At 39.0% G+C, this 19,208-nt stretch carries 17 protein-coding genes and 1 tRNA gene; 7 read left to right on the forward strand and 11 right to left on the reverse strand.

Annotated elements, in window-relative coordinates:
- Positions 1 to 102: 102 nt before the first annotated feature.
- From R2Q84_RS06795 to R2Q84_RS06810, 4 genes are all read right to left on the reverse strand, one after another.
- The gene (locus tag R2Q84_RS06795) at positions 103 to 1,272 is read right to left on the reverse strand and encodes a FecR family protein (protein ID WP_316815781.1); all 1,170 of its coding nucleotides are present in this window, start codon (positions 1,270 to 1,272) and stop codon (positions 103 to 105) included.
- A 74-nt stretch (positions 1,273 to 1,346) separates the two neighbouring features.
- On the reverse strand, positions 1,347 to 1,931 hold the full coding sequence (locus R2Q84_RS06800) for an RNA polymerase sigma factor (protein ID WP_316815782.1): 585 nt from the start codon (positions 1,929 to 1,931) through the stop codon (positions 1,347 to 1,349).
- Positions 1,932 to 2,003: 72 nt separating this feature from the next.
- Positions 2,004 to 3,275, reverse strand: coding sequence for a glycoside hydrolase family 88 protein (locus tag R2Q84_RS06805; RefSeq protein WP_316815783.1), 1,272 nt, complete (start codon positions 3,273 to 3,275; stop codon positions 2,004 to 2,006).
- 90 nt (positions 3,276 to 3,365) lie between these two features.
- On the reverse strand, positions 3,366 to 4,391 hold the full coding sequence (locus R2Q84_RS06810; RefSeq protein ID WP_316815784.1) for a Gfo/Idh/MocA family protein: 1,026 nt from the start codon (positions 4,389 to 4,391) through the stop codon (positions 3,366 to 3,368).
- 640 nt (positions 4,392 to 5,031) lie between these two features.
- Between R2Q84_RS06810 and R2Q84_RS06815 the strand changes: the two genes are divergently transcribed.
- From R2Q84_RS06815 to R2Q84_RS06825, 3 genes are all read left to right on the forward strand, one after another.
- Positions 5,032 to 6,447, forward strand: coding sequence for an alanine/glycine:cation symporter family protein (locus R2Q84_RS06815; protein ID WP_316815785.1), 1,416 nt, complete (start codon positions 5,032 to 5,034; stop codon positions 6,445 to 6,447).
- A 56-nt stretch (positions 6,448 to 6,503) separates the two neighbouring features.
- Positions 6,504 to 7,820, forward strand: coding sequence for a Na+/H+ antiporter NhaA (nhaA, locus tag R2Q84_RS06820; RefSeq protein WP_316815786.1), 1,317 nt, complete (start codon positions 6,504 to 6,506; stop codon positions 7,818 to 7,820).
- A 75-nt stretch (positions 7,821 to 7,895) separates the two neighbouring features.
- Positions 7,896 to 8,705, forward strand: coding sequence for a 4-hydroxy-tetrahydrodipicolinate reductase (locus R2Q84_RS06825; protein ID WP_316815787.1), 810 nt, complete (start codon positions 7,896 to 7,898; stop codon positions 8,703 to 8,705).
- Positions 8,706 to 8,739: 34 nt separating this feature from the next.
- On the opposite strand, the gene R2Q84_RS06830 is transcribed toward R2Q84_RS06825, so the two are convergent.
- Both R2Q84_RS06830 and R2Q84_RS06835 read right to left on the reverse strand, forming a co-directional pair.
- Positions 8,740 to 9,828 (reverse strand): mechanosensitive ion channel family protein, encoded by a 1,089-nt coding sequence (locus R2Q84_RS06830; protein WP_316815788.1) that lies wholly within the window; start codon positions 9,826 to 9,828, stop codon positions 8,740 to 8,742.
- Between the two features lie 211 nt (positions 9,829 to 10,039).
- Complete coding sequence (locus R2Q84_RS06835) at positions 10,040 to 11,389, reverse strand: TIGR00341 family protein (protein ID WP_316815789.1); 1,350 nt, start codon at positions 11,387 to 11,389, stop codon at positions 10,040 to 10,042.
- Between the two features lie 277 nt (positions 11,390 to 11,666).
- Between R2Q84_RS06835 and R2Q84_RS06840 the strand changes: the two genes are divergently transcribed.
- Complete coding sequence (locus R2Q84_RS06840; RefSeq protein WP_316815790.1) at positions 11,667 to 12,041, forward strand: response regulator transcription factor; 375 nt, start codon at positions 11,667 to 11,669, stop codon at positions 12,039 to 12,041.
- Positions 12,042 to 12,057: 16 nt separating this feature from the next.
- On the opposite strand, the gene R2Q84_RS06845 is transcribed toward R2Q84_RS06840, so the two are convergent.
- The gene (locus tag R2Q84_RS06845) at positions 12,058 to 12,282 is read right to left on the reverse strand and encodes a hypothetical protein (RefSeq protein WP_316815791.1); all 225 of its coding nucleotides are present in this window, start codon (positions 12,280 to 12,282) and stop codon (positions 12,058 to 12,060) included.
- A gap of 140 nt (positions 12,283 to 12,422) precedes the next feature.
- On the opposite strand from R2Q84_RS06845, the gene R2Q84_RS06850 reads away from it, so the two are divergent.
- The 3 genes from R2Q84_RS06850 to R2Q84_RS06860 all read left to right on the forward strand — a co-directional run bounded on the left by R2Q84_RS06850 (position 12,423) and on the right by R2Q84_RS06860 (position 15,801).
- Positions 12,423 to 14,006 (forward strand): BCCT family transporter, encoded by a 1,584-nt coding sequence (locus R2Q84_RS06850; protein ID WP_316815792.1) that lies wholly within the window; start codon positions 12,423 to 12,425, stop codon positions 14,004 to 14,006.
- 23 nt (positions 14,007 to 14,029) lie between these two features.
- Entirely contained in the window at positions 14,030 to 14,911 is an 882-nt protein-coding gene (locus R2Q84_RS06855) for a universal stress protein (protein ID WP_316815793.1), read from the forward strand.
- A 65-nt stretch (positions 14,912 to 14,976) separates the two neighbouring features.
- A complete protein-coding gene (locus tag R2Q84_RS06860; RefSeq protein WP_316815794.1) occupies positions 14,977 to 15,801 on the forward strand; it encodes an ion transporter in 825 nt (274 codons plus the stop codon).
- Between the two features lie 366 nt (positions 15,802 to 16,167).
- Here the strand turns inward: R2Q84_RS06860 and R2Q84_RS06865 are convergent, their stop codons facing one another.
- From R2Q84_RS06865 to R2Q84_RS06880, 4 genes are all read right to left on the reverse strand, one after another.
- A complete protein-coding gene (locus tag R2Q84_RS06865) occupies positions 16,168 to 16,926 on the reverse strand; it encodes an outer membrane beta-barrel protein (protein WP_316815795.1) in 759 nt (252 codons plus the stop codon).
- The gene (locus tag R2Q84_RS06870) at positions 16,923 to 17,987 is read right to left on the reverse strand and encodes a PCMD domain-containing protein (RefSeq protein ID WP_316815796.1); all 1,065 of its coding nucleotides are present in this window, start codon (positions 17,985 to 17,987) and stop codon (positions 16,923 to 16,925) included. Before R2Q84_RS06870 ends, R2Q84_RS06865 begins: the two co-directional genes overlap by 4 nt.
- A 434-nt stretch (positions 17,988 to 18,421) precedes the next feature.
- Positions 18,422 to 18,493: transfer RNA gene (locus R2Q84_RS06875), tRNA-Arg, on the reverse strand.
- 45 nt (positions 18,494 to 18,538) lie between these two features.
- Positions 18,539 to 19,054, reverse strand: coding sequence for a DUF2911 domain-containing protein (locus R2Q84_RS06880; RefSeq protein ID WP_316815797.1), 516 nt, complete (start codon positions 19,052 to 19,054; stop codon positions 18,539 to 18,541).
- Positions 19,055 to 19,208 lie beyond the last annotated feature (154 nt).

Below are 19,208 nucleotides of genomic sequence, written 5' to 3' on the forward strand. Positions count from 1 at the left end.
CAAAAAGCCGGTTGTGTTGGTAGCACGCCGGTTTTTTTTTTGGATTTTTAATTATCATGTAGCTATGTTTTCATATGCTCAGTCATTAAGTAAAACCATCAGTTAGTTGGAAATTATAATTGTTCTTCCTTTTATAGTTGTGTTGATATTACTCAACTTCAATATCCTCAATACACCAGAAACACTATCTGTCCTGTTAATTTTGCCTCCGAACAGGTCGTTTCCGAAATCACCTTTATAGACTACATCTACGTTATACCAGCGGCTTACCTGTCTCATAATGGTTTTAATATCTGCCTTACTGAATTTAAAGTAACCATTTTTCCATGCTATGGCTTCATCATCAACAGCCCGGGCAACCTTAATATCGACGGTACCTTTTGCTGCAATTGCGACCTGTCCGGGTATTATCGTTTGCGCATTTACACTACTACCCGCCTCATTAAGCCGATAAACTTTCACACTACCCTCCAATAAGGTCGTTTGGTCATATTGTTCATCTTCATACGTATTTAGGTTAAAATGCGTACCTAATACTTCTACCTCCTGGTTGCGGGAAAACACCTTGAAAGGCTTTTCTCTGTTCTTCGTCACTTCAAAATAAGCTTCACCAGTAATTTCCACATTACGTGACTTCCCCGCAAATACCGTTGGAAACCTGATAGATGAAGCTGCATTTAGCCAGACCTTAGTTCCATCGGCGAGCACCAGCTGATACTGTCCCCCTCTGGGCGTACTGATGGTATTGTAAACCTCAGCAGCAGCTTTACCTTCATGATGATAAACAATTTGTCCATCCTTCGTTTTACTGATCACTGCACCTTCCTGATTGGTCAACAGACCATTCTTTTGATCATCGAGTTTTATTGCCGATCCATCTGCCAGTGTAAGCACAGCATGATTTCCTCCAGGAGCGATATCCTTAACTTTAGCTTCAGCTATCTGCATACGAACATCATTCAGGCCTGTCAACTGCAAGTTTATAAAATATACGGCTATACCAACTACAAGTAATACGGCTGCCGCAGCCAGGATTTGGTTTAACCTCCATAGCTTGCGGCCTGCCGGAACGACTGTTTGCGCAATCTTAAAATCCAATTCTGACTTAATCTCTTCTTTCAACAAAGCTTTGGATGAATGGTCCATTTCTTCGAAAATATTTCCCTTGATTTCAAAGAAATTATAATAAGCATGCAAAAACTCCACTTCTTCTGCACTGGCTTCGCCTGCCCTGTATTTTCCAAGAATTGTTAAAAATGCCTCTTTATCCATTACTGTTAAAGCCCATTAGCAGACTCCTATAATACAGACCGCTGAAAAGCAAAAAGTCCCACGAAAAAAATAAATTATTTATCGATGTGGAGCAATACGAGTAAAAAGGCAACCGATCCAAGGGAGGAACGAAGCTGTACTACACTTTTACGCAATTGATTTTGAACAGTTTTACGACTTATATTCAATCGGTCAGCGATCTCACTGGTTGAAAGGTCTTCATGATAACGAAGTTTAAAGATCTCTTTCTGCCCGGGGGTCAGGGTGTTGATGATCACCTCGTACCTTGCCATGAGTTCATTTTTAAGCAGCAACCCGTCACTCTGGTCTTTGGCCGTTTCCAATTGCAAGAGCAATTCGGATATGGGTGTATAACGCTGTTCTTTATCCAACCATTTGAAAACATTATTCCTGACCGATGTAAATAAATAAGAGCCCAGATTCTCAATATCAATCTCAGCCCTTCTCACCCAGAGCTGAAGAAAGATATCCTGAGTAATATCTTTCGCATAAGCAGCATCTCCCAACCGCTTATAAGCTGCTGCATAAACGTGTTCCCAATATTTGTCATAAAGAGCATCAAAGGCGCTGCTACTCCCTTGCTGCATATGCAACAGCAACAACTTATCGTCGGCCTTATTGTCGTTTACATTAATCATACAGATCAGTTAACCAAATTTATCGAATAATTCGGTTAACACAACTTCCCGAACATTAAAAGATGTTCAAATTCACGATTTACCAGCTTTCAAAATATGACCATACTTCAATAAAGCCTCCAGATAATAATAGTCTGCATAAATTAAAGGAACATCAATTTCTCTGCCGCTTGGAAAATTACCAGTACTGTGTTTAAGCAAAAAATAAGGGTTCGCCTGACCTGTATTCAAATATTGATCGGTACTCAAAGACTTTAACATAAACCCCGCAGCACTAAAATAAGTCTTGCGCTTTTTACCCCTTACCAGTTGACTGAGTTCCAGTAAAGCAGAACTTGTTATTGCCGCAGCAGAAGCGTCCCTTGGAATCTCTTTGTACAGCGAAGGTTGGTAATCCCAATCCGGGCGATATCCGTTTTCTCCGGCATTGAAATCCCAGTAAGGCACTTTATCTGCCGGTAGTTTTTTATGGTTAAGATAAAAGTCAGCCATTCCTATCGCTGCTTCTAAAAACCGCTTGTCTCCGGTTTCTCTGTAGCAAGCAGCAAAGCCATAAATGCCCCACGCTTGTCCCCTGGCCCATGTAGAATTATCCGAAAAACCCTGTAAAGTTTGTCTGTGTAACACCTTACCCTTAGCCGGATCATAGTTCACCACATGAAAAGAACTGAAATCAGCTCTTAAATGGTTTTTCATTGTTAGCTCTGCATGGCTAATGGCCACATTCCTATAAGTCACATCACCAGTTTCTTTACTGGCATAAAACAACAGTTCCAGGTTCATCATGTTATCCATAATTACAGGATAAGACCAGGTATTAATCTCACCTTTAGATTTTCTTTCATTCCATGACTGTATGCTACCAACAACCGGACTATATCTTTTACATAGTGACTTCGCCGATTGAATCAGTATTTCCTTATACTTAGGATTTTGCTCAAACTTTAATGCTTTGCCATAGCTATTAAACATCATAAATCCGATATCATGATGCGCAGTATTAAATTGATTAGACTCCAACGATTCCGTCCAGACCTTAGCCTGTGTTTTCCATTTTTCATCCCCGGTATATTCATACATACTCCACAAGATACCCGGCCAGAAACCTCCCGTCCATTCATCAATCTGTAAATATTTAATCGATCCGTCCGGATTCAGGGAATGAGGGTAGTCCTTAGAATTACCCGCTGTAGTTTTAAGCAAATTTTCATACAAAGGTCCAGCAACGCTGAAACTTTTCGCGATAAAATCATTCTGACCAGAAGGTATTCCATTTCCTAAAATCAACGGGATCAGGATTGTAAAAAGCAATCCTGCAAATAGCAGTTTGGGTATTTTCATCATTATTCGGTTTATAAAATTTGGTCTCAGGCTATTGATATCAGTCACCTTATCTATTAGACCATTAAAACATGAAAACTCCCAGATTTATTTTCACTTTGCATTTTGAAGAATCTTCTCCAGTCTGACAGAGATACCTCCTCTGTCTTTACTTTCTTGGGCAGCAGCCATGAAAGTGTATATTTCTATCGTTTCCTCCCTGCTTACAGGAGCTATTCCCGTATTAAAAAATTCAATGATTTTTAAAAGCATATGTATGGTTCCTTGTGGTTGTCCAAGCGTTTTTACACCTTTCTCACCAAAAACTGTCCCACCGTATGCGTGCTGTCCATCCCTGGTTCCCCTAAACACTCCAATTCTACCATCCCTCCAGCTACCAACCACAACATCTGTACTCCCAGAGTAAGTTCGAACTACACGCTCACAACCTCTACCCATTAAAGCGAACAATGATTCTACACCATGAATCCCATACCAAAACAAGTCTGGATGACTAGGTTCAAGATTTGCCGGACTGTAAGTATCAGCCCCCAGGACTTTGCCTATAACATTACCTTCTAAGATTTCCTTCGTTCCAGAAATATAACGTAAAGATGAAGTTGAAAAAACCGGAACCCCATATTTTTCGGCAGCATCATAAATTTTAACGATATCTGATAAAGAAGCTGCTACGGGTTTATCCATAAACATCGGCTTTCCAGCCTTCAGCACCTGAAGCGCCTGATCCAATCTTGCGCGACCATCATTTGTCTCCAGGCAAACATAATCTACATCTTTTAACAATTCGTCAATTGAACCTACAATTTTCACCCCCATTGTTTGAGCCTTTATCGTATAAGCCGGAATTCTGTTAGCACTGCTTGCTATATCTGCGCTTCCCCTTGGGTAAGCAGCAACCACTGTATAACCTTGAAAGTCCTCCACCTCTGTTGTCCTACCATTTAGCGCATTAATGATCTCTATACTATGTGAAGTATCCAGGCCTATTAGGCCAATACGCCTACCTTTTACAGCTAACGATGCCCCATACAATGACGACAAGCCTGGAGCAAGACCAATGCTGAATCCTGCCGTTGACGCCATTTGAATAAACCTACGTCTGTTAAAAATTGATGTCATGATCAATTGCTTTTACTTATTATTAAAGTACAAAAGGGCAAAATTCACCTTATTGATGCCCTTCATCCCTAAATGAATTTTAAACACCTACACTCTTCTTACCCCCTCATTTCTATTAAGACCGACAAAACATGAAAACTCCCATATTTAAAATCAAAAAGCAGTTTTCATGCTAACATTATCCCGCGTATTCTTAAGCAATTTAAATTTTATCAATCCGCCTCTGTAAGTTTTTTAACATTTCCGCTACTTATAAAGGAAACTAGAAAATATGAATAGGTCTATAATACTGCTTTTCTTCACTCTTCTTTGTTTTCGTCAGCATAGTGTTACCTAATCCACTAATAATGCTGCAAAACTGCTTAATCAGTATCATACCTTGCTGGCTGTTATTGATTTAGTTTTTCTTATTCAATTCGGGATCATATGTAGCATATGGGCAAAGCGTTAAAAAAAACTTAGAAATTCATTAGAATCATTCTGTTGATTAATCACGTAATAAAAAGGTTTAAATCATAAACAACGCTGAGTAATCTTAAATCAATTCATAGCATTTGCATTAAAATATAGAACAGAGTTTTTCCAGCTTCTCTATGCTTTTTAGAAGTTCTTTTAAAAATATTCCGTTATTTTACCCCCCATGGAAGAAATCATTGGTAAAATAAACGATCTGGTCTGGAGTAATGCACTCATTTTGCTGTGTATGGGAGCAGGCATTTATTTTTCAATAGTCACCCGTTTTGTACAACTCCGATATATCAAAGAAATGATCCGTCTTCTGTTTGGAGGGAGCAGTTCATCCAAAGGAGTAAGCTCATTCCAGGCTTTCGCCATTGCCATTTCCGGCCGTATCGGAACCGGGAATATCGCAGGCGTTGCAACCGCTATTGCGATGGGGGGTCCAGGAGCAGTATTCTGGATGTGGCTGATCGCTTTTTTAGGAAGTGCCTCAGCTTTTATAGAAGCTACCTTAGGGCAGATATACAAACAGGTCAACAACGGCCAATACCGTGGTGGCCCTGCCTTTTACATTGAAAAAGGATTGGGCATCAAATGGTACGCCATTGTCTTCGCAGTAGCTACTATATTGAGTACGGCATTATTCCTGCCGGGTGTTCAAAGTAACAGTATAGCCCTGAGTATGCACAACGCTTTCCAGATTCCAGTTGCTTATACGGGCATAGCGGTAGCGGTTTTACTTGGACTGATCATTTTTGGTGGGGTAAAGCGGATTGGGAAAGTGGCCGAGATCGTTGTACCCTTTATGGCAGGAGCTTACATCCTGATGGCCATTATTATTATGGTGATGCACATCCACCAAATTCCATCTGTAATTATGCTCATCATAAAATCAGCTTTTAACCTTGAGCCAGCATTTGCCGGCGTATTTGGTATGGCCATAGCCTGGGGCGTAAAACGAGGTATTTATTCCAATGAAGCAGGTCAGGGAACCGCACCTCATGCAGCTGCAGCTGCCGAAGTAAGCCATCCAGTAAAACAAGGATTGGTGCAAGCTTTTTCAGTTTATGTTGACACCCTTTTTGTATGTACGGCCACAGCTTTTATGATCCTGTTTACCGGTCAATACAATGTCATTGACCCCAAAGGCGGTTTTATAGTTGAAAACCTACCGGGTGCAAAAATTGGCGCAGAATATACCCAATACGCAGTAAATTCACACTTCCCTGCTCTTGGTGCAGGATTTGTAGCAATCTCCCTGTTATTCTTTGCCTTTACCACCATTATGGCCTACTATTACATTGCTGAAACCAACCTGAGCTATTTGGATAAAAAAGGCAACAGATGGGCAGTATGGATTTTACGCGTTCTGATTCTTGCAGCCACTTTTTATGGCTCGGTCAAAACTGCCGAAGCTGCATGGACTTTGGGAGATATCGGAGTAGGTGTTATGGCCTGGTTAAACGTCTTAGCCATCCTACTACTTAGAAAACCTGCTTTAACGGCTTTTAAAGATTACCAACAGCAACGCAAAGCCGGCAAAGACCCTATTTTTAATACCAAATCATTAGGCATTAAAAATACGGATGAATGGTAACCATCATGGTAACTTGATGGCAACTACAATTAAACCAATTAGATATTTGACATACCATGATAGAAAAATCACCTATAGATAAGATCATCGCCCCGGTAAGCCGCTTCATACACCTGGAATACACCAGTGGGATCGTCTTGCTGATTAGTGTCATCGTTGCCATTATTTGGGCCAATTCCGCCTATCACGATTTTTATGAACACCTGTGGCATATTAATTTTTCTATTGGATTTGATGATTTTACCCTGAGCCACCCCCTTCACATCTGGATCAATGATGGCCTGATGGCAGTATTTTTCTTTGTCATCGGCCTTGAACTCAAACGGGAATTTATGGAAGGGGAACTTTCCTCATTGAGTAAAGCAGCTTTACCCATGTCTGCCGCCCTTGGCGGCATGATTGTACCTGCCTTAATTTATTTCACCATCAACAAAGGTACAGGTGCCGATCATGGATGGGGAATCCCCATGGCAACAGATATTGCCTTTGCACTGGCTTTACTGTCTATGGCAAGTAAACACATACCCACCTCGGTAAAAGTTTTTCTATCGGCACTGGCTGTGGCTGACGACCTGGGTGCAGTACTTGTAATTGCTTTCTTTTATACAGAACAAATACACTTTTTACCCTTAATTATCGCTGGCTGTTTTCTCACAGCACTCATTATCGGCAACCTAATGGGCATTCGCAATAGCACATTTTACCTGATTATCGGATTCGGAGTATGGGTAGGCTTCCTTTTGTCCGGCGTTCATGCCACTATCGCTGGAGTACTTGTTGCCTTTACCATACCGGCTGTTACCAAGATTAATGAGCATATATATTCTGAGAATCTGCGCAAACTTTCCTACGATTTTGAAAAAGACATCCCCGAAAGAGGAAACCTGATTACCGAGAAGCAAAACAAAACAATTCAGGAAGTAAAAACTTTGAGTATGGCAGCAGAAACGCCCCTGCAGACCATAGAACATGCCCTACATCCATGGGTTGCATTTGGTATCATGCCACTGTTTGCCCTATCCAACGCCGGAATTGTTATCGGATCAGATTTTTTCTCCTCGATCATTAATCCGGTTTCTATTGGCGTAGCAGCCGGCCTGTTGATCGGAAAATTTGTAGGCATCCTGCTATTCTGTTGGATCATGATCAAACTTGGATGGGCCACACTACCAGAACAGGCCAGCTGGAGTCACCTGATTGGAGTAGCCCTGCTTGCCGGAATCGGCTTCACCATGTCCCTGTTCATCAGCGGTCTTGCCTTTAAAAACCCCATCTTCATCGATCAGGCCAAATATGGAATATTAATAGCATCTGTAATCGCAGGAATTTTAGGAACCATAGTATTGAAAAAAGTCTCGAAATCCAGGGCGTAAGTTTATCACCCAGACGAATAAAATCAAAAAAATAAAATCATGAAACCACCATGATTTTTCAAACCACACAGTGGGATGAATAAATCTAGTAGCTTCATCACAATTGAAAACAAATTTATACTGATGAAAATTAAAGTAGGATTAATAGGATTTGGACGTACAGGGAAAGCAGTAGCTTCGGTGATTTTGCAGAACAGGGAATTTTCCCTGGAATGGGTATTTAGAAAAACATCCGTCTTAGAACACAGATCAGTTCCAGAGTTTCTAGGTTTGGAGAGTGACGAGCCAGGGCTCATCTTTTCCGGTGAACACATGAATATCAAGGAACTATTTGAAAAGCATCCGATCGATATTCTTATTGATTTCTCATCAACTGAAAGTATTCATCAATACGGTGAGGAAGCAGCAAAACAGAAAATCAAAATCATATCTGCAATTTCACACTACGGCGATAAAGAATTAGCACTTTTGGATCAGCTATCAACCCGGACAACTGTTTTCTGGTCACCCAATATAACCTTAGGAGTTAATTATCTTCTTTTTTCCGCTCAGTTTCTTCAGAAAATCGCTCCCGGTGTTGACATTGAGATTATAGAAGAGCACTTTAAACAAAAAGAGGGAGTTTCAGGAACTGCTGTAAAAATCGCGCATGCACTAGACCTTGATGTTTCCCAAATCAACTCGGTAAGAGCCGGAGGAATAGTAGGTAAACATGAGCTGATATTTGGTTTCCCTTATCAAACCGTCAGGTTGATTCATGAATCGATTTCAAGAGAAGCCTTTGGAAACGGAGCTATTTTCGTAGCCCGAAACCTCCTGAAGCTGCCGGATGGATTCTACAATTTTGAAGATATCTTAAGACCGTATTTTAACATTGAACAATAAAAAAAGAAAAGACCAATGCTAAGCTCCTAAAAATCTATATTAAAGAAGCATTTTGCGGACTGACAAATAGTGTTTGTGTCGGATAAGCAAATTCAATTCCTTTGCCCTCAAAAGCTTTAAAAATATCCAGATACACAGCCTGCTGGTTGTCCATGTATACCGTATAGTCCGGATCAAGCACATAATATACCACCTCAAAGTTCAGGCTAAAATCCCCATATCCAGAGAAATGCGCACGATCAAACTGAAGTTTTGTTCTTTTTTCAATGGTATTTTTTATTATTTCAGGAATCTCCGACAGTTGAGCATGTGTAGCCTGATAAGTCACCCCAAAAGAAAATACAATCCGCCGTTTTTGCATGCGCTTAAAATTATGTAATCTGGAGTTAGTCAGATCTGTATTCGAACAAATCAGCTGTTCGCCGCTCAGTGTACGAATACGGGTAGTCTTAACGCCGATATATTCAATCACACCATTCTTATCACCCACCACAACAAAGTCACCAATTTCAAAAGGACGGTCAAAAAAGATCACAAAATAACTAAACAAGTCTCCAAGCACAGCCTGGGCAGCCAATGCGATAGCGATTCCACCAACACCCAAACCGGCAATTAGTGTAGTCACATTGTAGCCCAGATTATCCATTAAAAAAATAATCCCAAGGATCCAGATGATCACATTAGCAATCACAATCAGTCCACCCGCCTGTTTCTCCTTACTCTCACTGTTTTCCTCACGCTGTATAAAAGAATAAACAAATTTTCTAAAAGCTGAACTGATGATCCTAAGTACAAAATAGGTGATAACCACCAGATAAGCCACATGAATGATCTTATCGAGTTTATCCGAAATATTCAACGTAGATAATGCAAAATAAAAAGAGCTAACGTAAAGTAGTGGAATAACCGAACTTTCAACGATAGCAATTAAAAAATTGTCCCAGGTTGTATTGGTAGTCAAAGCCCAGGATTTGACCTTTTTCACCACAAAAAACTTAAACAGTTTGATAAACAGGAACAAAAAAACAACAATTCCTATTGCGACAACCCATTGATAAACAGAATTGCCCCAGAAAACATACTCAAAAATGCTACTTGGTTGAATGAAGTTTGAATTTTTCATAATAAAATAGGACAACATTTCCTTAAAAATGGAAATATCATCATGCAAACACAGCTCCTTTATGCTGATATATAAGGATAAACCTCAGTAAGAAAAAAGATCATCCAGGCTATTTATGACAGAACAAATGTTCAAATGCCCAAAGCAATGATCTGACGGATTTAGCGTAAAAGTACAAAAAATAAAATAAACAAGAATTCAGCGCAATACGTTAAGGAATCAGCAACCTTAAAGAGTCTACCTGTAACCTTGTCTTTAGCCATTGGTTGAGCTTAACACGATCTGCACGCTTAACAGGCTTTGAAAAGCCTGCCACTACCATTGTTAGTGTATCCTTTCCAGGTCTATCCAACCTATCAACAACAACATTCGCTGCCGTATAATCCAGCATTTCCGGATAAAGCACCATAAGTTCTGAACGGATATCCGGCAGTTCCCTTTCCAATAAAGACACTTGAGGATTGGAGACCTTAGCTGAGGAATCCTTTTTAAAAACATCTTCCAGGATACTCGCTTTTATTTGTGAAAAATCAATTTCCTGTTTTGCATTCAATCCCTGGCGTATGTTTAATTTAGTAGTCCCAAGCTTATAATCCTCTAAACTATTCCTGATAGAATCCATCTTCGAGTTTGAAAGCTCATATCCAATTAGCAGCAAATCGATTTCATTACCTTTTGAGCGGTTGTATTTTAAAGATCTGTTCACCACCTGGGTATTTTTAAATTGAAACTGCTCAGCGATAAACCGCTGTGCATTATTCTCAAAGATACTTTTGTCCACAATGCCATAAGCCAGGTAAATACTGGGTAGTACTGCTACCGTAACAATGATCATAATGTAACGACTGACTTTTTTTTCAGTTTCCTGATCCTCAAAATGTTTCTTACCAAACCGCAGAAAACGTACGATTAAATAGGTGCTGATACAGATAAACACACTATTGATAAAATACAAGTAAATCGCACCAAGGAAATAATAAAAATTGCCTGAAGCCAGGCCGAAACCAGCTGTACATAAAGGTGGCATCAAAGCCGTAGCGATAGCCACACCAGGGATCACATTACTTTTCTCCTTGCGCGTTCCTGCCACAATTCCGGCGAGACCACCGAAAAAAGCAATAAACACATCCCAAATAGATGGCGTAGTTCTTGCCAGAAGCTCACTCTCAGCATCATGTAAAGGAGTTAACCAAAAATAAATCGTAGAAACTACAACACTGATCAGGGTAGCGATCAGCAAATTGCGTAACCCCTTCTTCACCAGCTCAAAATCATTGGTCCCCACCCCAAGTCCAATCCCCATAATTGGCCCCATCAATGGAGAGATTAACATAGCCCCTATAATCACAGCCGTAGAATTCACATTTAATCCAATAGATGCGATTAGAATCGCAAATATTAAAGTCCAGAGATTTGCCCCTACAAAATCTGAATTCTTTTTAATAGAAAGCACAACATCATCTTCATCGGCCTTATCCAGATGAAGGTTAAAACGTCTGGCCACCGACAATTTAATAATCCTAAAAAGCCGACCTGTTTTTTTTTGTTGAGGTTTCTTCAAAATAAATATGTTTAGTAGAAAAACAAGACAACAGCAAAATATAGTCCATTTTCAGTAAATAATGAAAATAACAAATTAATCTGTCATCATTATAAATTGGAGATAATTGAAACCTTAGGTAGCCTACTACTGTTCATCTTTTATAATCTAAAACTCTACACTATGGGATATCACCAATGGAAATCTTGTATTGATGACCACAAATAATAGCCCACTAATTGGGCTATTATTTAAATAAATTTTTGCTTTAAACTTTCTGATAAACTAAATTGGGCCGATGGACAAATGTGTATACTTAGTAGAAGACGATTCAGATATTGCCTATATCATACAATTTTTGCTTAATGAAGAAGAAATAAATGTAATTGCATTTTCTACCATAAAATCCTTTAAAAATTTTAACAGCCACCACTTACCAGACTTGTTTATTCTCGACGTTAGCCTTCCCGATGGGAACGGGATGCAGTTATGTAATGATATTAAAGCCAGTTCAAAATATCAAAATATTCCGGTATTGATGTTATCTGCTCACTGTAATACAGATGTAATGAAGAAAAACACAGCTGCAAACGCATACATTAGTAAACCCTTTAACCTTGACCATTTACTCAGCACAGTTAACCGCTTAATCGAAAAACAATATCCTCAATAGTTTAGCTTTAATGTTTTTAGTTCCGGATACCAAGATAATGGCTAAGAATCACTTTGGGGTTAAATGGCCGCAAAACTACTTTCAAAATAAAGCATATAGGTGTTAAAAGAAACAACAGCCAGGAAGAATGATGAAATACATAACTGGTTAACACTTCAGCAAGTAAAAACAATTTGGTATAAATCACAGCAATCAGTCCGGTAATGATCGAAGCAATCCAGAAAGGAATTGCCTGTAACATGTTGTTTTTTTTAACCGGTAAGACAAGCCTAAAGTATTGAATCTCCCAATTCAAGTTATTTTGTTTAATTTTAATATCTTACCAACCTTAGCTCTGACCAATTGGTCACAATTTCTTTTTAGCTATCATAAACTAACTATATGTTTAACAGTTATAACAAGAATTTTAAATTCGTCATCAATAAACCAGTTTTCTATACCTCAATTACATTGATTGTATGTAGCCTTATGCTTTGCATGATATTCCAGCATTCAATAGAAACCTGGTTCGATAACACCAAATATTTAATTACTGCAAATTTAGGATGGTTCTTAATCCTGACCGTAAACTTTATCCTTGGATTCTGTCTTTATCTGGCCTTTGGAAAATTTGGAAAGATCCGCCTTGGGGGTGACGATGCTGAGCCGGAATTTAGTAACTTATCGTGGTTCGCCATGTTATTCAGCGCAGGAATGGGGATAGGCATTATGTTTTTCAGTATTGCAGAACCCGTTTCACACTTTACACAACCTCCCAGGCCGGTGAGTTCTGATCCCGAGTTAGCCATACAAGCGATGAAATTTACCGCCTTGCATTGGGGACTACATGCCTGGGCCATTTATGCAGTAGTAGGCCTTGCACTTGCATTTTTCTCTTTCAACAAAAAATTGCCTCTTACCTTTAGGTCGCTATTTTACCCTTTCCTGGGAGAACGTATACATGGCTGGTGGGGACATGCCATAGATATACTATCGGTAATCGCTACCCTATTTGGGCTTTCCACTTCCCTGGGACTTGGCGTACAACAAATGAATGCAGGTTTAAACTTTTTATTTGGCTGGAGTATCTCAACCACACTGCAATCATTTATCATCATTATCGTCACCTCAATTGCAACGATCTCTGTTGTTTCCGGACTGGATAAAGGCGTTAAGCTACTTAGCCAGGGAAACATGATCATGGCTTTCCTTTTGATGGTGCTGATATTTGCATTCGGTCCCACTATATACCTCCTAAAAGGATTCATTCAGAATACAGGGGCCTATCTGGCAGATTTCATTGAAATCAGTACCTGGAACGACAGTTACCGGCAATCCGGCTGGCAAAATTCCTGGACTGTCTTTTACTGGGCATGGTGGATTGCATGGTCTCCATTCGTAGGAAGCTTTATTGCCCGTATATCAAAAGGACGAACGATTAAAGAGTTCATTCTGGGTGTATTAATCGTACCAGCCCTTATCACCTTACTATGGATGACCATCTTTGGAGGTACCGCTCTTCATTTTATATTGGAAGGAGACCGCAGTCTAATAGACGCTGTAAACTCTAATATTTCCACCGCATTATTTGTTTTCTTACAAAAAATTCCGTTTACTCCCATTCTATCAGGCCTAGCTGTACTTCTTGTCGCGTTCTTCTTCATCACCTCTTCAGATTCCGGCTCATTAGTGATCGACAATATCACCTCAGGTAATGCTACCTATACGCCCCCCTTACAAAGGGTATTTTGGGCATTCCTTCAAGCTATAGTAGCAATAGTTTTACTTTGGGGCGGCGGATTGGAAGCCTTACAAACGGCCGTAATTATCGCCGGTCTTCCTTTTGCAGTCATTATACTGCTCATGTGCTACAGTCTGAAACAAGGACTACAGGAAGAACTCAACAAAAACAAAAAGAAACTACGCTCCAAACAGGAAAAGAGCTACAAAGAAACCATTGCAGATCTTTTAGCTGACCAAAAGTAATTGATCAATTAATGACCAACACCATGACTTTAACCCATAAACTAAACATCCTGGTAGGCCTCGACCTTTCCGAAATGGACCATGCTTTGATTCAATACATCAAGCTTTTGGCACAATTACTCCCTTTAAATAAGGTTACCTTTTTCCATAACATCAAACAAACCGAACTACCTGAATCATTTAAAAGTCCAGAAAAATTAAATACCATTTCCACTACTATTAAAAATAAGTTAGCTGCGACCATACCTTCCATTATAGGCGATCAATTACCCTATGAAATTGAAGTTACATTTGAAGATTACACGGAATTGTCTTTTACTAAGAAAGCAAAAAAAAGCCACATCAACCTTGCTGTTCTGGGTAACAAACAAAACCTGGAAGGCAATGGTGGTTTAGCTCACAAGCTAATCCGCATGCTTCCATTCGAGACCCTTCTTGTTCCGGAAACCTATAATCCAGCACCGAAAGAAATCATTGGCGCCGTAGATTTCTCCAAATACACCAGCACAGTGATGCAATGGGGAAACCTCATTCAAAAATACAGCCAGCTACAACAGCTGTCTTTTCAACCTTTACACATTTCAAAATTAGCCTGGCAATTTTTCCCGGGGCTTCCGACTTCAGAGATTAAGGAAAACACCCGAGCTGACATCAAAAAGAAGTCAGAAAAATGGGCTAAACTCTATCCCGAATCCATTCCTTTGAAGATAATTCCAGCCGAAGATAAAAACATCGCATCTGCACTAATGTATCATATTAGACAAGAGAAAGCAGACCTACTGATAATGGGGGTTCAAGGTGTAACCTCGCTAACTACTCTTTTTATGGGAAGTGTAGCCAATGAAATCCTTCATTTGGAAAGCGATGCATGTTTGTTATTTGTAAAACACAATATTGAAGAATAAGATTCAGCCTTTCGTCAAAAATGGTTATTACATCCTTCCAATTTCGTAATATAAACTAAGAGAATATGCCAGAAAGAAGCCATGATATTTTAAGAAAAAAAATCTATATCATCATTTTCAGGTCGGACACTCCCGCTGGAAAATTATTTGACATGGTCCTATTGGTATTGATCCTGCTTAGCATACTTTCTGTTTTCCTGGAAAGTGTCGCCAGTTTCAAAAATGAATATGGGACATTAATCCAATCTTTAGAGTGGATCTTCACTGTCCTGTTCACCATTGAGTATGCACTGAGGGTCTATAGTAGTCACAAACCATTTAAGTACATCTTTAGCTTCTATGGTTTTATTGACCTTATTGCATTTCTTCCGACATACCTGAGCCTACTTTTTATGGGCACCCAATACCTGGTAGTCATTAGAGCATTCCGCTTATTGCGTGTTTTCAGAATCCTGAAATTGACCCGATTCATGTATGAAGGAAATATCTTGAAAAGTGCATTAAAGTCCAGCATGTATAAAATCACTGTCTTTTTAGCAAGTGTTATTACCCTGGTGACGATTATTGGCACCTTAATGTACATTATAGAAGATGACAATAGTGGTTTTACCAGTATACCCATATCCATTTATTGGGCAATCGTTACCATTACCACTGTCGGCTATGGAGATATATCGCCTCAAAGCCCTCTTGGCCAATTCCTGGCCAGCATTCTTATGATCATCGGCTACGGAATTATTGCCGTACCCACCGGAATAGTATCAGTGGAAATGGCAAGAGCTACCGAAGAGGCAAAGGAAAAGTGTCCCAGCTGCCACTACGTAATTCATAGTTCAAAAGACAAATTCTGTTCACATTGTGGTAAACACCTTTCCTCGCTAGAACCGTAAAATCAATAGCAAAAATCACTATTTCAGAATACTTTCGCAGGTAATCTTAACTTTCAACATTAACCACAGGTATTGCAATTGAACCGAGCATAAAGACAAATATCCATTTTGCGTTTTTTGTATCTATTCACCTTTCTACTCTCCCGGAATTTATTTTAGCTTTCCAACAATTTCTATATTAATGCAACCACCAAGTATTAGCTAAGCGCGATAAATCGGGCAAAATCCATTCCTGAACATCATTGTACAAACTATATACAATTCAATGGATTTTTTATATTTCTTGCTGTTCGCAAAAAACCTGACAATCTTATCAGAGTCATTAATCCTCCAAAAACAAACACCTATATATTTAATATCCCAAAACTAGAAGCTTCCCAGATTATAAGACGCAGCAATGTTCGTATAAATATTTCTAAGTTTATACCCAACCCCTTTGAAAGAATCGGGAAAAATAGGTTCCAATCCCAACTGTACATTAAAATTCACAGACCAATTGGCATCAAATCTACGCCCAACACCAGCATATACTCCCCAATCCCAGTCCTTCATTTCATTTGAAAAATCAAAAGAAGATTTATCAATTAAGACCTTTCCTCCCAGTGAATTTCCCTTGCGGATATATCCATCAGCTACAAATCCTTTGAAACGTTTAGACATTGCATAAGCCAGATAACCACCCAATTTAAAACTCCACAATTTAGATTGATAAACTCCATAAAGTGGGACTACTAAATAAGCGTTATACACCTGCGTTTGATTGGTGCCGCTAAAATCTCCTTCAAACTGTCCATCTTCCATCGTCAAAATAGTGTGAAAATATTGAACACTGTCTGTAACCTTCATTCCCTTAATTCCAAATTGGATTCCCCCACCTATACCCCAGCGATCATTGAAATGACGTTTCACCTCATAACCAATTGACGGCGTAAATAACAATTGATAGCTATTGATTTCTCGTATTGTATTTGGAAGGGAAAAAGGTGCGGTTGCTCCTAAGTTATAACCAAGGGTAACAGCATGTGAGAACTTTTTAATGCCGGAAGTTGGTTCACCCTGAGCAAAACTAATTTGGTTAAAAAAGAGCATTAATAAAACGCCCATTAGATACGATATATTTTTCATTGAGGGATAATCCTTAAACTGTCCAATGTTAACTTACTACCAATTGCTCCAATGTATTCATCACCTCTTGAGCTTGAAGAAGCTACAATTGCAACCATAATATTTTTTCCTGCTACCCCATTTGGAGAATAAACAAATGGAATATCAAAACGTGTAAACTGCTGTTTAGCTCCTCCATCTGCTAGTTCGGCCCGCGCAATCACCCGGTCAGAGGTCATGATGTTGGTTGCGTTTAACCGCTCTGTACCATTAAATACTACAGCATAGATAGAACATTTGTCAGTTTGTCCTGCAATAGGATTACCATTGCGGTCTTGAAAAACTGAGCCTGGTGAATATTTATAGTAGCCTGTAAATCTTGTGGGGAGCCCCGTTATGTAAGGCTGACCGAATTCTGTTGCAGCTAAGGGGTTAAGTAATGCCTGTGAAGCATTAAAGTCCCCAAGAAACAAAGAGCCAGCAAAAAGACGGATTCCTATAAATTCAGACAGCGATGTACCCTTAATGGTTGACAGTGAAGCAGCTTTTGACCCCAGGTATCCATCATCTGTGGACTGAGTTGGATAAGCTTCAGCACGTTGTGGAACCCCAGCTAAAGCTACTCCTGGATTACCTGAAGACCAAACCTGTGTATTATTTGATTCAATCGGAAATTCAAACTGATCAGAAGGACTTAGAGACCAATCTTCGAAATCAAAGTCCCAATGCCCGACATTAACTACTTTGACTTTATATATTTTTCTATTTTCACCCGAAGCCGAGGTGACAACATACTCAACATCCTTTTCAAACGTAATCCGAGATCCGGACTCAGGAGTAACTGATGCCCCCTGAGAAACTTTGATTAGCGGTACAATCCCATTGTTGAAAGCATTTTGAGTTAAATTAAGTGTGATTACACTACTTTCCTGATCAATAAATACCTCTCCGGTAAGTAATGCGTTATCAACGTTAAACAATTCTATATCGGCTTCTGGGTTTACCGGAGGATCTTTAATACAGGACTGGAGTAACATCGTTACAAATATGGCTACAACAAGAGTTCTAATAAAACTGTTCATATAGAATCGGAAATTATCGTGTTAGCTATCGCCTAAAGATAATCATTATAAAAATAAATTGGGTCTTGGTTCTTTTTTGATATTTTTATATCAGCTTACTCGCTTAATGACAATCCAAGGATTTATATTAAAATATAACTTATAGTCACCGACGACAGTGCAAATATTAACAATGAGCAATTAAAAAATCAAATAACTAACTTGTAACCCTCCCTGGAGATCGAACTTTTCTTTATAACTTCGATCAGAAAAACAAAATCAAACACCTATAAAACAAGCAATTACAAACAAAACAAACCACAAAACTAGCAATAAGTAGTAAGATTTTTGTGATCAAAAATCAACCAAACTATAAAAAGAAGAAAACACTGAAAATCAAATAATTGAATAAAAAAAAGAGGGAATCTCATTGCTGAAATTCCCTCTTTCTGAAGTGTCCCCGACGAGATTCGAACTCATATCGTTGGTACCGGAAACCAAAATTCTATCCATTGAACTACGGAGACAGGAGCGCAAATATATGGATTCATTTAATTAAAATCCACTCCAAATTACTTTACTGTGAAAGGAACCTGAATATTACCCCATATTAAGGCTACTTTTCCGCCTTTATCAATCTTAAATGTCATTTTTTCAGTGAAAGCAGCAGCTTTAACAGGCTTAACCTTAATACGTAAAGCATCATCGGCTTCAATATGCTTATCAGCAGATACATCTGGTTTTTTACCAAAAATAATCACCCATTCTTTTTCACCTGGAATAGAATACATACCATATTTACCAGCAGGCAGTGCCTTTCCATCAATTTTTACTGCTTTACTAACTTCAAATGTAGTTGGTTCGTTAGCTCCGGTGCGCCATATCTTACCTAATGGTGCAATTTCCTTACCTATTGTCCTGCCCTTTACAGAAGGCTGACTATAATCTATAGTCACCGTAGCTCCTGAATTCAGTGTTTCTTTTACAACGGCAGGCGGACTTGGTCTTTTGCTTTTATCCTGTTGCGCAGAAAGTGTTAAAGAGCTAAACATTCCTGCAATCATTGCCAGTACAATTATTTTTTTCATAATCTATTTTTTTTACTCCTAAGATAAGTAATTCATTCTCATCCTACAAGTCACAATAAAGCGAATAGATCTATTCAATTGCAATATTTTTATACGAACAAAATTTTGATGTCTGCATTAATTTGAATAAATTCAATAGCTATATGACTAATTG

Origin of the sequence: Pedobacter nyackensis, assembly GCF_032678475.1 — a bacterium.
GTDB classification, from domain to species: Bacteria; Bacteroidota; Bacteroidia; order Sphingobacteriales; family Sphingobacteriaceae; genus Pedobacter; species Pedobacter nyackensis_A.

Bases quoted from the DNA above. Each gene is read 5' to 3' on its own strand.
- R2Q84_RS06840 (WP_316815790.1), top strand. From the start codon at position 11,667: ATGGACAAATGTGTATACTTAGTAGAAGACGATTCAGATATTGCCTAT.
- R2Q84_RS06880 (WP_316815797.1), bottom strand. From the start codon at position 19,054: ATGAAAAAAATAATTGTACTGGCAATGATTGCAGGAATGTTTAGCTCT.
- R2Q84_RS06865 (WP_316815795.1), bottom strand. From the start codon at position 16,926: ATGAAAAATATATCGTATCTAATGGGCGTTTTATTAATGCTCTTTTTT.
- R2Q84_RS06800 (WP_316815782.1), bottom strand. From the start codon at position 1,931: ATGATTAATGTAAACGACAATAAGGCCGACGATAAGTTGTTGCTGTTG.
- R2Q84_RS06830 (WP_316815788.1), bottom strand. From the start codon at position 9,828: ATGAAAAATTCAAACTTCATTCAACCAAGTAGCATTTTTGAGTATGTT.
- R2Q84_RS06795 (WP_316815781.1), bottom strand. From the start codon at position 1,272: ATGGATAAAGAGGCATTTTTAACAATTCTTGGAAAATACAGGGCAGGC.
- R2Q84_RS06825 (WP_316815787.1), top strand. From the start codon at position 7,896: ATGAATAAATCTAGTAGCTTCATCACAATTGAAAACAAATTTATACTG.
- R2Q84_RS06810 (WP_316815784.1), bottom strand. From the start codon at position 4,391: ATGACATCAATTTTTAACAGACGTAGGTTTATTCAAATGGCGTCAACG.
- nhaA (WP_316815786.1), top strand. From the start codon at position 6,504: ATGATAGAAAAATCACCTATAGATAAGATCATCGCCCCGGTAAGCCGC.
- R2Q84_RS06805 (WP_316815783.1), bottom strand. From the start codon at position 3,275: ATGATGAAAATACCCAAACTGCTATTTGCAGGATTGCTTTTTACAATC.
- R2Q84_RS06815 (WP_316815785.1), top strand. From the start codon at position 5,032: ATGGAAGAAATCATTGGTAAAATAAACGATCTGGTCTGGAGTAATGCA.
- R2Q84_RS06845 (WP_316815791.1), bottom strand. From the start codon at position 12,282: ATGTTACAGGCAATTCCTTTCTGGATTGCTTCGATCATTACCGGACTG.
- R2Q84_RS06850 (WP_316815792.1), top strand. From the start codon at position 12,423: ATGTTTAACAGTTATAACAAGAATTTTAAATTCGTCATCAATAAACCA.
- R2Q84_RS06870 (WP_316815796.1), bottom strand. From the start codon at position 17,987: ATGAACAGTTTTATTAGAACTCTTGTTGTAGCCATATTTGTAACGATG.
- R2Q84_RS06860 (WP_316815794.1), top strand. From the start codon at position 14,977: ATGCCAGAAAGAAGCCATGATATTTTAAGAAAAAAAATCTATATCATC.
- R2Q84_RS06855 (WP_316815793.1), top strand. From the start codon at position 14,030: ATGACTTTAACCCATAAACTAAACATCCTGGTAGGCCTCGACCTTTCC.